The organism is Synechococcus sp. Cruz CV12-2-Slac-r, assembly GCF_024346075.1.
In the GTDB taxonomy this organism is placed as follows: Bacteria; Cyanobacteriota; Cyanobacteriia; order PCC-6307; family Cyanobiaceae; genus Synechococcus_D.
Window position 1 is genome coordinate 55,150 of the sequence record NZ_JAGQEK010000001.1, and the last position, 15,004, is coordinate 70,153.

Consider the following 15,004-nt stretch of genomic DNA (forward strand, 5'->3'; position numbering starts at 1 on the left):
CCACAAACCGCTCCATTCTGGGGCTAGATGGCCATACATTAATTGCTGCGGAAGTGGAGTCAAATGGACGTTGATAAGGCCTTGAGCAAGGTTTTGGTTGAGCTTGGCGAGAATTCTTATGCGATTCAGATCGGTTGCGGTGCCATTGAATTGCTGGGGCAAGAAATAAGCAAACTCGGCTTTAAATCTGGCGCTCGGGTTTTAGTGGTAAGCCAACAAGCCGTTGCTCAGCATTACGGGCAGCAATTGCTAAGCGGCCTCAACCGCGAAGGCTTTCTCACTGAATTACTACTGCTGCCGAGTGGAGAAGATCAAAAGAATCCTGCCTCCATTTCCAAAATTCATAACGCCGCTTATGAGCATCAACTGGAGCGCAGCTCATTAATCATTGCTCTTGGTGGAGGTGTGATTGGAGATATGGCAGGTTTTGCGGCTGCCACCTGGTTGAGGGGTATTGCCGTAGTGCAGTTACCCACCACCCTTTTGGCGATGGTCGATGCCTCTATTGGTGGTAAAACCGGCGTAAATCATCCTGGTGGTAAGAATTTAATCGGTGCTTTTCATCAACCAAAACTTGTATTAATTGATCAAAATACGCTCAGTACCCTGCCGCCGAGAGAAGTAAGAGCGGGCCTAGCAGAAGTTATCAAATACGGTGTTATTGGTGATCCGGTGCTATTTGATGCACTTGAACAACATGCCGAACTTGGCAGTATCGATGAAATCGGTGAATCATTACTGCTGCAAATCTTGAAAAGATCTGCAGCAGCAAAAGCACGGGTAGTGGCAGCAGATGAACGGGAGGGAAACCTGCGGGCGATCCTTAATTACGGCCATACCCTTGGCCACGTGCTGGAAACACTTACGAGCTACGAGAAGTATTTACATGGTGAGGCGGTTGCACTTGGCATGCTGGCGGCTGGTGAATTAAGCCTTCAACTCGGTTTATGGCCTGCCGCTGATCAACAACGCCAGCGCCAAATAATTGAACGCTGTGGCTTACCTACAGCAACACCAAGATTTGAAGCTGAAGAGGTTCGAAATTGCTTATTACGCGATAAAAAAGTAATTGCTGGCAGGGTGCGTTTTGTGTTGCCAACTGGAATTGGCGCGGTGGAAATTCGCGATGATGTAACCCTTGACGCAGCAATTGAGGCCCTTGCAAGCATCAGCCAGTAACAGATAACAACGGCACCATCCCTGGCAATCCCGGAGTGCACAGCTGCAGCCACCAAAACCCTCCCAATTGATAAGGATCTACCAAGCGCTGGTATTCCTCGCGGCGGGCAAGGCGCCAGCTAATCGGGGCAATACCTGGGGTAGATAGCTCACTCCAGAGTTGCGCCAACCCCAAGCGCAGCAGGGCTTCGCCTTGTAATTCTGCCCCCTGCCAACACCAACCAGTAGTGGTTGCTAACTGTTCCACCAGGGTGTTGCAAACATGGGCTGTGATGTCCCAACTGCCGGGCTCAGCAAGTAATTCAGGGCTGGCGATTTGGGCTCGGTAGGCCAGTAAGGTGCCGCCGTCGCGATTAGGTGCGTAATAACGCTTTGCGGGATGGCCGTAATCGATCGTTAGCAGCCAACCCTGCTGCAAACCTTGGCGCACCTGCTGCAACCAAGGTTCAAGGCTGGGGCACCATTCACTACACCAACCCTCCGGCCTGTTGCCACCATTTGTTTCTAAACCCATAGCCGCTAGCTGTTCAACACTTTTTGCTGCAAGCGGCCTGCCTGTTTGCCATTCAAATTCACCTTTTGAAGAGAGCACCACATCAAGGCCATGCCAATTGCCTTGAAACAGCACAAACCGCTCAACTGGAAGCGCATCGAGTAGCTCGTGAGCCAGCACAATCCCCCGTCTAGGTTCGTTAACAAGTTCATCTGGCTCAGGCCAGTAGCAGGGAATAGTTGAATTCTTGAGGGTTTCCTGTTGAACCATGCGCAAGGGAGCGCTGGATTCGAGCAACAAAATTTCCAAGCGAGCAAGCCATGGGGGGCTAAGGGCCAGCAGAGCCTCAACCAATTGCAGCGCCAGCAAACCATTGCCGGGGCCCCACTCAATCAAGCTGAGCTTGCCGGGCTGTTCTGAAAGCAGATCAAAACAGGGAATCAATTGTTTTAAGAGCAGATCTGCAAGGCCTGAGCCAAGGGAAGGCGCCGTAACAAAATCACCCCTTGGGCCAAAACAACAGCGGCCACTACCGTAGAAACCATGCTGGGAATCGTTCAGCAACCAGTCCATCACTACAGCGAAGGAAGCCCTTCCGCCATGTTGAGTTAAAAGCTGCTGCAACCAAAGTTCTGAGTTGTCAGCCACAGCTGCTCCATGGATCGATAACAATGAGTTTTAGTGGATTGAGTTGCTGTGATTTCTATTGGGGCGATTTCTAGGTGGTTGTTGGGGCTATTGCTTATTTGTTCTACGGCATTTATGCAGGCGGAGCCTGCTATGGCTTACGACAACGCCGATTTATTGCCTGATCACCCAACCCCAGTAATCGATCTGGCCAAAGCCCTCACAGACCAGCAAAGAGAGTCTCTTGAAACGGAACTCACCGATTTTGAGGCCAAAAGCGGCTGGAAGTTGAGGGTTCTTACCCAATACGACCGCACCCCTGGCCTAGCGGTAAAACAATATTGGGATTTAGATGAACGCAGCTTGCTGTTGGTTGCAGATCCCCGCGGTGGCAACCTGCTTAATTTCAACGTGGGAGAAGCCTTGTTTGCTTTGATGCCCCGCACCTATTGGGTGGAGCTGCAAACCAGATTTGGCAATCAATATTATGTAAAAGACAATGGCGAAGATGGGGCAATTGTTGATTCTTTAGCTGCAGTTGAATTCTGTTTAAACAAAGGTGGTTGCCAGGTAGTGCCCGGACTCCCCCAGGAGCAATGGCTTCTCACTTTTGCCGCCTCAATACTTGGAGGCCTTGTTGCTGGTTTTGCAGCTTTTCCTAGAAAAGAAGGCATCAGGATTGCTTGGAATTGGCTTTTACTTATGGCTCCCCTTTGGCTACTAATTTTTGCATTTTTTGGTTTAGCTCCAATCCTCACTCGCACTTCAGATTTAATTCCGTTAGCAGAAAATTGCCTCGGCTTCTTAACTAGTGCTGGATTGGCATATGTAATTGCCCTTAAAACATTGCCAAAACCCGGATCAGCAAAAATTAGTTAGCGCTTAAAAACTTTTTAAAGCGCAATCAAGGCTGTTATCTGAGCAGGGTGGAGCTGTTTGAGGAACTGTTTTAGCCATCGGCACACGTCCCTGCAGGCGGTTCAGATTTGCTTCGTAAAAACGCTGTAACTCATTTAGGCGCTTCACTGGCTGTCCGTAGTAGCTGCTACCCCTGAGGGTGGGGAAAGATGCCCACTCCGGAGCTAATTTTGCTGCTAATTCAGCGCTGAGGGTGCCTTGATCGGCTAGTGCTAGGGCACCTCGCTTCTGGATCAAGAAAAGAGCAGCTTGATCTTGCACTTGTGGGTTAAAACCGACTAAACCCATAGCCCTAACAACAAGCCCCCAGGTGGCTGGCATGAACTGATATGCCCCAGCAGCAGCACTGGCATAACCGGTGGTGTAATTCACTTTGTCTGGGTGGCGCTCAAGAGAATCCATCAAGCTGCCGCCGAACATCACCCGATAACCAAGATCTGCTCCTTCCTTCCAGGTGCCTTCCGCGTAGCGAATCGTATTAAGCAAGGCACGACGTTCAGCGGTGATTGCAAAAATGCGAGGAGCGCTGGGAAAACCAGGAAACTGAAGGCGAGGGAAGGAGAATTGAGCCAGATGCTTTGGAGCCCGATCAGCCAAATCCTTGGATGCTCCTTTTTCAGAAGAAGCGGTAACGGCTAGGGCGGGCGGCATTAGTGCTAAGACGCCGCAAAAGAGAAACAACGTAGCCAACCGGCTCGGTGCAGTAAGTAAAGAAAAATTCAAACGTGCGACCTGAAGTTTGACTAAAAATAAATTTTTGCCGCTCACGAGATCTTTTCAGAAACGGACTGGCCGAATATGGTCGAAAAAAACCTGGTTGGATTAACCACTGACCAGAAAATAAATTGTCTACTCCCTAGATACCACCGGCCTCAGAGTTGCTTGTTCTTAATATTTCAACTAAAAACTGGGCTGCTTCAATTTCACCACCCCTGGTGAGTGCAGGTTTTGTGGGAGGGGTTAATGGGGTATCTAGGTGCCAATCCCCCGCCAAGAAAGCCGCCAAACTCAATTGGCGATGCCATCCATGTTCTTTTAATCCCGCCATGAGAACTTCAGCCTCCGCAAAGCCCTGCCGTTCAACCGCAATCACGCCAAGCCCCTGGCCCAAGGCTTCACAAAAAGTGCTGTAGCCCGGTTTTGTAATCACCACGCTGCAGATCGGCATCAGATCAAGGGGCCGCAGATCAGCAGGCAACAGCCTGGCGTTAGAGGCTTTAGCTAATTCAGGGTCTGTAACAACAAAACCCCAATCGGGCCATTGCTCCAGCAGCTGATGCGTGCAAGCAAAACCAATGCCGCCAAAACTCAGCAGTGCTGTTTTTTGCTTATCCCAACCCCAGCCAAATCTTTGCCGCAGTTCAAGGCTGGTAAAGCTTGGTGTTCCTGCACTCAAACCAATTTGCTTCAGTGGCAAATCCCAATCCATCCCAAGCGAAAAAGGACAGCGCAGAGTGGCAGCACCGCGGCGATAAAGCTGATTGCTTTGCTCAGCCCAACTAAGCAAAGGGCCGCCAAGTTCTTGATATATGGAATCCCAGCCAAAATTTGCTTGCCACACCAAGGGCACACCTAAACCTTCAGCTAACAGCACTGCAGCAGGCGGAACATCAGCCAATACAAGGGCTGCTTCTCCAGGGCACCTCAGAGCCGTTATTAATGCAACCTGCTTCTCCACCTGGGCTGCCAGTTTTGGCTCCAGTTCATCTAGCGCTTTCAAGGTGGCTAGGGGATCACTAGCTAAAGCATCCGCCTGGATCACCCCCACATCCCATTGGCAATGGTGGTGAATGTGGGGAATTGCTGCAAATGTTTGGTTTAGGAATTTTTTTGGAAGTGGCGTAGAGAGCACAAAACGACAATGGGGTTCAAGCTTCTGCAACGCCGCCAAAAGTGCCGCCACCCTTGAGCCATGGCCGTAACCATGGCCACTTATGCAGGCCACAATCAGCATGGGCCACTGTTAGATAAAGGCAGTATGTGTTCTTCCACCAAAGCGCCATTCGGTTGATACCAACGATGGGACGCCAGCAAAACAGTGCCGTTGTTATCCATTTCCACCCAGCTGAAATGCCTTAAAGGGCCATTTTCACTGCATTCACGATGACGTGGCACGCAAGCAGCATTTAGATAAATCGTTCCTTGCCGGTCGCGATGCAAAGTGCGGCGATTGCCGGCGCCTCGGCGTAAGCGGTGGTGCATATGACCAAAAACCACTAAGGGCACTGGCCTTTGCTTGCGTATGCGCAGGATTGCTTCTTGAAGATCTTGGTCGCCCCAATCACAGGCAGGGGGCTTCCAGTCTTTTCCACAGAGATCAGCGGCAGCACTGCCAAGGCCGCTGGGTCCGGCGTGGGAAAGCATCACAAGAGGTATTCCGGCCGGAGCACTCAAGGCAGCCTTGATGATGCGGTTGGCGGAATCAAAAAGATTCATAACCCCCCAATGGGATTTAACCGCCTCCGACAGCCTAAATCCACCTCCAGCACTGCCGGGTCTACCACCCACCACCGCTAAGCCGGGGGGATCTAATAAACGCAAACCCCAACCGCAATGCAACTCACCAAGGGCCTGCTCCATGCGACCAAGAGTGCGACCAGAACTATCTTTGGCGGCATCGTGATTTCCGAGCACGCAAGCAACCGGCACATTCAATTTGCGTAGGCGCAGGGGTAGGCGCACATCCCCGTCTGCCAGGTCGCCAACTACCAAAAGGGCATCTGGAGCAAGTTGAGCCATCACAGCATCGTCGTGGTGGTCCCACTGGCCATGGAGATCTCCGGCAATGGCCAGTTTCAGCACAAATGCTCCCTTGTAACTTTCTAGGCTGGTTGCATCCTCCCTCGGCAGGCTCACGCATGTTCGTAAGCAGCGCCCCATGCAGCAACCAAATTCAGCGAATTGCTGCTTTAAAAGATCAGCGCAAAGCTGTAATCCTTGCCCACTACTACCAAGAAGAAGAAATCCAAGACGTGGCCGATTTCATCGGCGATTCCCTTGAGCTATCCCGCAAAGCTGCTGCCACCGATGCAGAGGTAATCGTTTTTTGCGGCGTTCACTTCATGGCTGAAACCGCAAAGATCCTCAGCCCCAACAAAACTGTGCTTCTGCCAGATCTAAATGCTGGCTGTTCACTTGCTGATGCCTGTAGCCCAGATGAATTTGCTCAATTTCGCGCTGATCATCCAGGCCATGTGGTGATCAGCTACATAAATTGCTCCGCAGCAATAAAGGCGCAAAGCGATTTGATCTGCACCAGCAGCAATGCGGTGGCAATGGTGAAATCAATTCCTGAAGAACAAGGAATCCTTTTTGCACCAGATCAAAACCTGGGTAACTGGGTGCAAAAACAAACCGGCCGCAAACTTGTGCTTTGGCCGGGCAGTTGCATTGTGCATGAAACCTTTAGTGAGGCAGCTGTTTTCAAATTAAAAGCCGCCCATCCCAAAGCGGAGCTAATCGCCCATCCCGAATGCCAAAGCCACCTGCTCGATCTAGCTGATTTCATTGGCTCCACCAGCAAATTGCTATCGCACAGCAAAACAAGTACTGCTTCATCCTTCATTGTGCTTACCGAGCCAGGGATCCTGCACCAGATGCGTAAGGCTGCTCCCCATAAGGAGTTCTACGGGGTACCTGGTCTTGATGGCTGCAGCTGTAATGCTTGCCCTTATATGCGTTTAAACACCCTTGATAAATTAGAAAATTGTTTAAAAACTATGGCTCCTGCCATCAATCTTGAGGAAGTCCTGAGGCTTAGGGCTCTAGCGCCAATCAAAAAAATGCTGGAATTAAGTAACTGAAGTGTCCTGCAATGCTGGTGCGAGCTGATTTATTTGCTTATATAACGAAAAGTGTTTGCTTTAGCTGATGGGCAGTAGCCGCAAGAGCAGCACTGAGTTGGCGGCAACAGCCTCTTCAAGGGGTAATAGAGGTTCTGCGCCAAAACCCCATGGCAGAGTTGCGAAAGGGAAGATTGCAGCAAAGCCGGCTAGATCAAAACGCAGAAGCAAAAACGAACAAAAAATCAATGTTTTTAAACGTCGCCTCAGCTGGCTTGGTTGGAGCGCAATCGGAGTGCCCCTTGCCGCCCTCACCTTTTTGGTGGCGATTGCCCCCTCAAGCAACCGTCGAGCACCCGGCAACAATCAAACCAGCCTGGCCAGCCTGAATGCCACAAACGAAAGCTTCCAGTATCTACCCGATAACGATGTTTATGCCCTCAACTTTGATCCGCGCAAGGTAGCTTTCGGCATGCTTGAGGGTTGGGATCGTGAGCAAGAAGCCTTCAACGACAACAAAGCTCTCGCTTTTGTAAGCGGGCCGATGTATGAGCGCTACAACGATCCTGATCAAGAGGTAACTGTTCCCCTCGGCGATATCAAACTTGGCAATCAAATTTGGCGAGGAAGAAACCGAAGCGCAGCCAGGCAGCGCGCCTATATGGGTATCACTCACCAAGGCAAGGTTGACTTTGGTTATGGAGAATTAACTGATGCCAGAGCGGGGGAATACGAAACATTTATTGGTGGTTTGCATTCGCTTTACAACAACATGCAATCTCCCCCCAGTGAATACAAAGGGGCCTACAGCGTGAGCATGGGTCAGCAAATTCGCTATTTCCTGCCCAGGGTGCGCATGGTTTTGGGTTTGCGTAGTGATGGCCGCTTAGAGGTTTTCATGAGCCGCGATGGCCTCACCCTCGAGCAAACCAAGGAGCTCGCACGCAGTAGAGGTTTAGTTGCTGCTTACATGCCTGATCATGCTTCAAAAAGCCGTTTCATTATTCCTGGCGTAAAAGGCTTCAGCGAAGAAGATGCCAATTGGATCAGCGGTGGCGCCACCAGCTTTGTGCACGTGCCTTACATGCTCAAGCTCGAACCAAGATCTTTTCATCTTCAAGGCAATCCTCTGGCAAATATCAACCCCTTGGGAAGGGTCAGCGGTTGCTCAAACCCTCTGGATTGCAGTTTCAAATTGGGCGGCCAGGTGATGGATAAGGCAATGGCAGGTTTAAACCGTTTGATGGAAAAAGGAGTGGTGCCAATTGCCCGCTTGTTTTGGTCGCCATCAAAATCACCAACCGCCTCTCGCCCCTCAAGCGCTGCACCGATGCGAGAACCCCCCATCACCGCAGATCCGGCCCTTGCACTTAATGCAGCTGCAGCACCCCGTATTCCAGAACTCCCTGGAGCAGGTATTGGCTTAGGCACCCCTTCCAATCCGGCATCAATGGCGCCTGATCTACCTGCTCCGGAAAAATACGAATCAGCGCCTGCGATAGCGCCAAGCCAAGCCGTATACGATCCCAATCTTTCGATCACAGCCGGCAGCGAAAATCGCGTAACCCCTGCCCCTCCTGTGTTGCCTCCGGCCTCCCCACCAGCCCCTTAACCAGCTTCAGCGAGCGCTCGCACCACATCTCCACGGGTGAGCACACCCACTGGCATACCCTCTGGGTTTAATACAAATAAGCGCTGGGTTTTACCGTTGTGCAATAGTTTTGCGGCTTTCGGTAAAGGTAAATCAAGGGCACATGTGTGGGGATGGCGATTAATTAAATCAGAAACATTATTTCCTAAAACTTGGTGCACTTCTTTATCCCATTGCAGCGGATTTTTGAGGTAGATCACACTGTCGAGCAAGAGCACATAGGGGCCAGCATCAAAACCACTTTCACGAACCATTAAATCCTGTTCACTAAGTTCCCCCAGCAGCGCACCTTTGGCATCAATTACAGGCAAGGCACTGATGTGATGCTGATTTAGTAAAGCAACTGCTTCCTGCAGAGGGGTAGCTAGTTCCACCGTAAACAATGGGCTTGTCATCACCTCTGAAACCAATCGCTGCATCACCATGAAAACTGTTTCAGCTTGAGGCATTCTGCAGGGCAATGAACCCCAATCTCCGTCGCTCTACAGCTAACGGGCTCACCATTGGCCGCGCCCTATTGGGTTTACCCATGGTGATTGCCCTTGGGCAAGGCCAGGCCAGCCTTGCCTGGATCCTGCTGCTGGTTGGCGGCCTAAGCGACTGGGCCGATGGCTGGCTAGCGCGCCGAGCCGGTGGGGGCAGCATCTGGGGTGCTCAGCTGGATCCTCTAACCGACAAAATTTTTTTATTAGCGCCACTGCTCTGGCTAACTCAACAACAACGTTTACCCCTTTGGGCCCTCTGGCTTTTAATTAGCCGAGAGCTTTTGATCTCAAGTTGGCGTGGCGGGCAAGCCAGCGGTGGCGCCGCCTCAATGGCAGGAAAGGCCAAAACGTTGCTGCAATTTGCGGCTCTACTCTTAATGCTCTGGCCCCAAAAATGGCTGCCACCACAGGTAGTTAGCACAATTCAGGGGCTGGGCTGGTGTTTGTTTTGGCCATCGCTATTGCTTGCTCTTGCTTCCGCCTCGGGCTACCTAAGGCCCAAAAGTAATTAGTTTTTCCACAAGAGAGCATCGGAGCTGCAATCAACTTTTTGATCGGGCCGCAGGCCGTAATCATTTTTAAAGCTATCGGCAAGCCCGGCATCAAGATCAAAACGAGGAGTGAAAGCTAATTCCCGCTCAAGCCGATGCACATCAACTAAGAAGTGATTAAGCCGCAACGGAAATGCCTTGCGCGCCTTGGGATCAAGGCAAGAGGGATCAAAACTGCGCATTTCAACGGTGGAGGGATCCTTGCCACAGGCCCTTGCTGCTGCTGCCACTAAGCCCCTGAAGCTCACCCCTTTACTGCCGGTGCAGTTGTAAATCCGATTTATTGATGCATCTACCTCGAGGCACCGGGCCATTGCCATTGCTAGATCATCCACATGGCCCAATTGAGTGATGGTGGAACCATCACCGGGGAGTGGCACCGCTAAATCCTGGCAAATGCGAGCAAAAAACCAATTTTCAACTGGGTTGTAGTTACCTGGCCCGTAGATGTATGTGGGCCGAAAACTGGTAAAAGGAATCCCTTGCTGCCGCAACCAATCCTCCGTGCAGGCCTTTCCTGCATGGCGGCTGGAGGGATCTAGAGGAGATTCCTCATCTAAAGGCCATAGTTCGCTGTCGGCATAAACGCCAGCGGAACTCACATATACAAAGCGATGGGAGGGGGCGCCGGTGCAAGCCAGCACAGCTTGGCTTTCCTCCATGGTCCTACCAGAACTATCGATAATCACCTCAAAAGCTTGGCCTTGCAGAGGAGCCAGGTCTGCAGCAACGTTGCGATCGCCGCTTAAGTGCAACACTCCAGCGGGAATGGGCTGGCGTCCCCTCGTGAAAAGGGTGAGTTGATGACCAGCTGCAAGTAATTGCTGCACCAAAGGTTTACCGATGAAACGGGTGCCACCCATCAACAAAATGCGCATTCTTGGATCCTCATGACTGGGTTCATCCTCCCTTGGCGAGAATGCCAAAACAAACAAAACCTGCGATGCAAATAATTCCCGCGATCGATCTACTAAATGGCCAATGCGTAAGGCTTCATCAAGGCGACTACGAAAAAGTTACCCATTTCAGTGCAGATCCAATTGAGCAAGCCCTGGAATGGCAGCGGCAAGGGGCGCATCGCCTGCATTTGGTGGATTTAGATGGGGCCCGCAGTGGGGAACCAATAAATCATCCTTTGGTGAGGCGAATTACAGAAACTCTTGATATTCCGGTTCAACTGGGAGGAGGCATAAGAAATGCCGCAAAAGCGGCAGAACTACTTTCATGCGGGGTGGATCGGATAATCCTTGGCACCGTTGCAGTGGAACAACCCGAGCTGGTGCTGGAGCTGGCCCAGCGTTACCCCCAGCGGGTGGTGGTGGGAATTGATACCAGAAATGGGCTGGTGGCAACTAAAGGCTGGACGCAGGCAAGCCAAGTGGATGCAACGATGCTTGCTGAAAAATTTAACGGCATTGGTTTAGCTGCTTTGATCTGCACAGACATAGCCACAGATGGAACCCTTGAAGGGCCGAATCTGCAATTTTTACGCTTAATGGCGAAGGCGAGCGGAACCCCAGTAATCGCATCAGGGGGCATAGGCGATCTCACTGATTTATTAAGTTTGTTGCCTCTAGAAGCCGACGGGGTGGTGGGAGTAATCGTGGGTAGAGCGCTCTACGACGGCAAAGTGAATCTGCAGGAAGCAAATTTGGCGATCGGGCCCCAAAGGCTTCAAGACCCGCCATCGCTGAATCCAAATAAAGGCACTTGCTAGCTCCATATGATGGGGCTATGGCAATAAGAACAGCTGATTTAAATGGCGCTTTTCAGATCTGCCGCAGCCGAGGGTTGCGGCTAAGCCGACAGCGCAAATTGGTTCTGGAAATACTTTGGTGCAGTGGCTCACATTTGAGCGCAAAGGAAATATATGAGCTGCTAAATACAAATGGACGCTGCATAGGCCACACATCGGTTTATCAAAATCTTGAATCGCTGCATGCCCACGGAATAATTGAATGCCTCGAAAAGGCCCAAGGCAGGCTCTATGGGCATCGCGCCGATCCCCATAGTCATATCACCTGCCTTGAGAGTGGCGATATTTATGATTTAGACCTAGAGCTGCCCAGGGAACTACTCAATTCAATTGAATCTAAAACGGGATTCAAAATCGAAAGCTACAGCCTGCAATTACAAGGTAGGCGAAACTAAATGAATAATGAATCGCTAGATCTAAACAAGCAAAGAATTCTTATAGTTGGGCAACAATGGCAAGCCCAAGCCCTCATAGAGCTGTTCAAAACCAAACACCCAAATTGGCATATAGATTTACAAGCAAGCCTTCAAGAAAGTAATAAATCTAATCCAACCAGAAGTACCAAAAGGTTGCAGCTAATATGCTGGATACAGCAAGATCCTCTGGCGAGTAATGCTCTCAACGAAGAGTTAAAGCAATGGGGATTGCGAGAGCCGGGAACTCCATTGATATTGATAATAAATAACAGCAAGAATTATCAACAGGATTTACTATTAAAACTTAAAGTAGATGGTTTGCTAGAGCAGCCCAGCTTGGCGGAAATCAGTGAAGCCATGGAGCTTGTACTAAAAGGTGGCAGGGTATTTAGAATCAATCAAGAAGAAAATTTAAATAATACTAGAGCCTATAACAATCAAAAAACCCCTTACAATCAAGGCCTTGGTTGTATTTTATTGAACAGTGGTTTGATGCAAGTAGAACGGGAAATAAATCGAATCCTTCAATGCATTGCAACTGAAAGGGGATCAGGGTTATTTACTTTTGTAATGTACGGACGTTTAAGAGAACTGCGTATGGCCCGCAAAATATTACATTTCATCTGGGGAGGATCCAGCGAAAACGTTCAAATAGAAAATCATGAAAGCAAAGAGAATCTACACATTTGGCTGCCTCAGCGCGGTGGTATTAATTTACTTGGTCAACTTCAACTAAATTTAGCAAACAGCTGTAAAGATTTAGTAGCAGATGAATCGAACCAGCTGCTAGCGCTTGAGGCTTTGCTACCAGAGCGGCGCCAAAATTTATTCGAATGCTTGCTAAATGAATTTAAGATTCTTGTTGAGAAAATCTCACTAGAAAAAACAAATATGGAAAGTTCAGTTGTTGACTTATGGCTTAATCAACAACTATTACTCAGACAACGAGCTCTACTTCAATTAGTGGGGCCATACACTCAGATGCCTAAAGAAGGCAGCCTTGTTCGCCTTGCCGACACATTGCTCCAAACTTCAAATCTTCAAGATGAAGATCCGGATCTTTGCTCTCTATACCCTATTTTAATGGCCTTAATTGATGGAAAGCCATTACTCATAAATGGTCAATTAATGGCACCAGACCAGCCTTATGCGCTCTTACATCTACAAACTCTACTTAGCAATTGGCTCCTAAGAAGCGCAGAACGAATCGCTAAAGAAGTTTTGGAAGCATGCAGCGGCTGGCCAGAACTACGCAGAACAATGCTACCCGCAAAATTTCTACCCACTAGAGAATTAGATCGCTTACGCAATCGGCTTAATTCAATTGAACGTTGGCAAAGTTTATTTGTAAGACCTGTTGCTATTTATGAAAGTAAAAGGACTCTCTACACAATACGTGCCGGTAAATGGTGCTCCCAAGTTTTAATAGAACCTCGGGATCATGAACTAAAAACACTCAGCTGGTGGCAACAGGCGATCACAATTCTTTTAGAAGCAAGAGACGCCCTAGCACCGCAACTTGAAATCCTTATCAACCGCATTGGCACATTAATGGTGCTTTTATTAACAAGGGTGTTGGGACGTGCGATCGGACTTATTGGTAGAGGTATTATGCAGGGACTAGGTAAAGGAATTCAAAACTCGGCGCTTAGCGGCGATAAACTCTAAACCAACATTTCAGAATTTCTAATCATGCAAAGCAACAAGCACAGTGTCTTAAATGCAACATATGCTTTAATTCTCTCTTTTCTATTATTCTTAGCAGCTCCACCATCTGCTATCGCTGATATTAATACCAACAGCTATGATGGGAATATATTTGCGCTATATGCCGGCAATGGCGCTTTAGTTCCACCAAGCACAAGCCTAGAAGAGGCGGTGAAATTAAAAAAACCAATACTGCTTGCATTTTATTTAGATGATAATAATTCAAGCAAACGTTTCGCTCCTTTACTATCAGATTTACAAGGTAGATGGGGCAAAGATGTTGAATTAATTGCACTTCCAAGTGATCCATATAAAGTAGATCCCAGTGCTCCTAATACTTCTCCAAATCATTACTGGAATGGGATGGTACCACAAATTGTAGTGATAGATGCTTCAACAAACGTACTATTTAGTGGGCAAGGAAATATGAATGAAGCCGAAATTGAACAGGCACTTGCTAAAGCAACCGGCCGCTCAGCAGGTAATGAACCAAGGAGTAAGCGTAGCTTTAATCAATACAATAGTGAATTTAGCTCTTAAGGCTTTAGTTAAATGAACTTGCCTAAGAATACATCACCAAAATCATCATTAAATACATGCTCGCCAAGGCTTTCAAGTTCAGAATCACTGCGCCCAGCTAAGCGATGCAGATGATGGCGAACAACAGTTGCCTTACTTAAGTCATGGCCACTATTAGCCGCCAACTTAATTAATTCAGCATGGCTGCGGGCAGCTCGCACCTGATCGGAAAGTGCTTGACTTTTACGAGCTTCTGCCAAAAAGAGGTCGAGATTTGCTTGGCTCATCTAAAGAGTGCAAATTTACAGATCTGTTCTAGCAAGCGCAGATTAAATTGAATGTAATATTGACGAAATCACCAAATTTCCAATTCACTTTTAGCTGTGGTGTAGATGGAATCAGCATGGCCAAAATCTAGATCATAGGTTTTAGCGATAGCAAGCAACTCCTCTAAATCAGCAGATTCAAGCTTTTCTTGCAAACCAGGATTTGCTTTTACTTGCTCAATAAAACTGGATACAACTGGAATAGGATCTCCAACTGGTGCAGTGCTATTTGGAGCTGTACCCCATAATTCCATGGAATGCTTAGCACGGGCATATAAATCATGAGCATGACCAAATTGAAGATTATGCTCTTCTGCAATCAACAAAAGCTCAGCTAAATTGGCGGATTCCAGCCTGGCTTTCAGAACGTTATCGTTAGAGAGTTTGGCTACGAACTTAGCAACTGTTTGATCAGCCATGGGTAAAAGAAATCTGCATTAGGTGTAGCACAAAAAAAGCCACCTTTAGAAGGTGGCTGGGGAATTAGCGCTAATTCAAGCACTAATTTAAAAAGGAAATTTTTACCTGGCATCGAGCTATTTTTGCAGGGGGCTACCCCCCAACTATCGTTGCCGCTGCAGCGTTTCACCTCCG

Annotated in this window: 18 protein-coding genes; 9 read left to right on the forward strand and 9 right to left on the reverse strand. The window is 48.9% G+C overall.

The genetic code is table 11. The annotated features are described in order from the left end of the window. The first annotated feature begins 63 nt into the window (after positions 1-63). Positions 64-1,179, forward strand: a complete 1,116-nt coding sequence (aroB, locus tag KB557_RS00335; protein WP_255130793.1) for a 3-dehydroquinate synthase — start codon at positions 64-66, stop codon at positions 1,177-1,179. Here the strand turns inward: aroB and KB557_RS00340 are convergent. Next, the gene (locus tag KB557_RS00340; RefSeq protein WP_255130794.1) at positions 1,169-2,320 is read right to left on the reverse strand and encodes a class I SAM-dependent methyltransferase; all 1,152 of its coding nucleotides are present in this window, start codon (positions 2,318-2,320) and stop codon (positions 1,169-1,171) included. The genes aroB and KB557_RS00340 overlap by 11 nt on opposite strands. A gap of 114 nt (positions 2,321-2,434) precedes the next feature. Here KB557_RS00340 and KB557_RS00345 point away from each other — a divergent pair, with 114 nt between their 5' ends. Beyond that, a complete protein-coding gene (locus KB557_RS00345) occupies positions 2,435-3,178 on the forward strand; it encodes a TPM domain-containing protein (RefSeq protein ID WP_255130815.1) in 744 nt (247 codons plus the stop codon). 3 nt (positions 3,179-3,181) lie between these two features. Here KB557_RS00345 and KB557_RS00350 read toward each other — a convergent pair whose 3' ends face one another. From KB557_RS00350 to KB557_RS00360, 3 genes are all read right to left on the reverse strand, one after another. Beyond that, the gene (locus tag KB557_RS00350) at positions 3,182-3,868 is read right to left on the reverse strand and encodes an endolysin (protein WP_255130795.1); all 687 of its coding nucleotides are present in this window, start codon (positions 3,866-3,868) and stop codon (positions 3,182-3,184) included. A 205-nt stretch (positions 3,869-4,073) separates the two neighbouring features. Then, complete coding sequence (locus tag KB557_RS00355; RefSeq protein WP_255130796.1) at positions 4,074-5,171, reverse strand: hypothetical protein; 1,098 nt, start codon at positions 5,169-5,171, stop codon at positions 4,074-4,076. Beyond that, on the reverse strand, positions 5,165-6,019 hold the full coding sequence (locus tag KB557_RS00360; protein WP_315856173.1) for a TIGR04168 family protein: 855 nt from the start codon (positions 6,017-6,019) through the stop codon (positions 5,165-5,167). Before KB557_RS00360 ends, KB557_RS00355 begins: the two co-directional genes overlap by 7 nt. A 56-nt stretch (positions 6,020-6,075) precedes the next feature. On the opposite strand from KB557_RS00360, the gene nadA reads away from it, so the two are divergent. Then, the gene (nadA, locus tag KB557_RS00365; RefSeq protein ID WP_255130797.1) at positions 6,076-7,020 is read left to right on the forward strand and encodes a quinolinate synthase NadA; all 945 of its coding nucleotides are present in this window, start codon (positions 6,076-6,078) and stop codon (positions 7,018-7,020) included. Positions 7,021-7,087: 67 nt separating this feature from the next. Next, entirely contained in the window at positions 7,088-8,611 is a 1,524-nt protein-coding gene (locus KB557_RS00370) for a hypothetical protein (protein WP_255130798.1), read from the forward strand. Here the strand turns inward: KB557_RS00370 and KB557_RS00375 are convergent. After that, entirely contained in the window at positions 8,608-9,075 is a 468-nt protein-coding gene (locus KB557_RS00375; RefSeq protein WP_255130817.1) for a CBS domain-containing protein, read from the reverse strand. The two genes, KB557_RS00370 and KB557_RS00375, sit on opposite strands and share 4 nt — an antisense overlap. Before the next feature lie 35 nt (positions 9,076-9,110). Between KB557_RS00375 and KB557_RS00380 the strand changes: the two genes are divergently transcribed. Continuing rightward, on the forward strand, positions 9,111-9,647 hold the full coding sequence (locus tag KB557_RS00380; protein WP_255130799.1) for a CDP-alcohol phosphatidyltransferase family protein: 537 nt from the start codon (positions 9,111-9,113) through the stop codon (positions 9,645-9,647). Here the strand turns inward: KB557_RS00380 and KB557_RS00385 are convergent. After that, complete coding sequence (locus KB557_RS00385; RefSeq protein ID WP_255130818.1) at positions 9,644-10,564, reverse strand: NAD-dependent epimerase/dehydratase family protein; 921 nt, start codon at positions 10,562-10,564, stop codon at positions 9,644-9,646. The two genes, KB557_RS00380 and KB557_RS00385, sit on opposite strands and share 4 nt — an antisense overlap. Positions 10,565-10,629: 65 nt before the next feature. On the opposite strand from KB557_RS00385, the gene hisA reads away from it, so the two are divergent. The 4 genes from hisA to KB557_RS00405 are packed head-to-tail and all read left to right on the forward strand — an operon-like array spanning position 10,630 to position 14,105. Beyond that, complete coding sequence (hisA, locus tag KB557_RS00390) at positions 10,630-11,403, forward strand: 1-(5-phosphoribosyl)-5-[(5-phosphoribosylamino)methylideneamino]imidazole-4-carboxamide isomerase (protein ID WP_255130800.1); 774 nt, start codon at positions 10,630-10,632, stop codon at positions 11,401-11,403. A gap of 17 nt (positions 11,404-11,420) precedes the next feature. After that, positions 11,421-11,837 (forward strand): Fur family transcriptional regulator, encoded by a 417-nt coding sequence (locus KB557_RS00395; RefSeq protein WP_255130801.1) that lies wholly within the window; start codon positions 11,421-11,423, stop codon positions 11,835-11,837. Continuing rightward, entirely contained in the window at positions 11,838-13,526 is a 1,689-nt protein-coding gene (locus KB557_RS00400) for a DUF3685 domain-containing protein (protein ID WP_255130802.1), read from the forward strand. A 24-nt stretch (positions 13,527-13,550) separates the two neighbouring features. Continuing rightward, on the forward strand, positions 13,551-14,105 hold the full coding sequence (locus KB557_RS00405; protein WP_255130803.1) for a thylakoid membrane photosystem I accumulation factor: 555 nt from the start codon (positions 13,551-13,553) through the stop codon (positions 14,103-14,105). Positions 14,106-14,113: 8 nt separating this feature from the next. Here KB557_RS00405 and KB557_RS00410 read toward each other — a convergent pair whose 3' ends face one another. The 3 genes from KB557_RS00410 to KB557_RS00420 all read right to left on the reverse strand — a co-directional run. After that, positions 14,114-14,371, reverse strand: a complete 258-nt coding sequence (locus KB557_RS00410; protein ID WP_255130804.1) for a Nif11-like leader peptide family natural product precursor — start codon at positions 14,369-14,371, stop codon at positions 14,114-14,116. 68 nt (positions 14,372-14,439) lie between these two features. Beyond that, positions 14,440-14,829 (reverse strand): Nif11-like leader peptide family natural product precursor, encoded by a 390-nt coding sequence (locus tag KB557_RS00415; RefSeq protein WP_255130805.1) that lies wholly within the window; start codon positions 14,827-14,829, stop codon positions 14,440-14,442. After that, on the reverse strand, positions 14,799-15,004 hold a 206-nt coding region (locus KB557_RS00420; RefSeq protein WP_255130806.1), incomplete at its 5' end, for a hypothetical protein. The genes KB557_RS00415 and KB557_RS00420, both read right to left, overlap by 31 nt.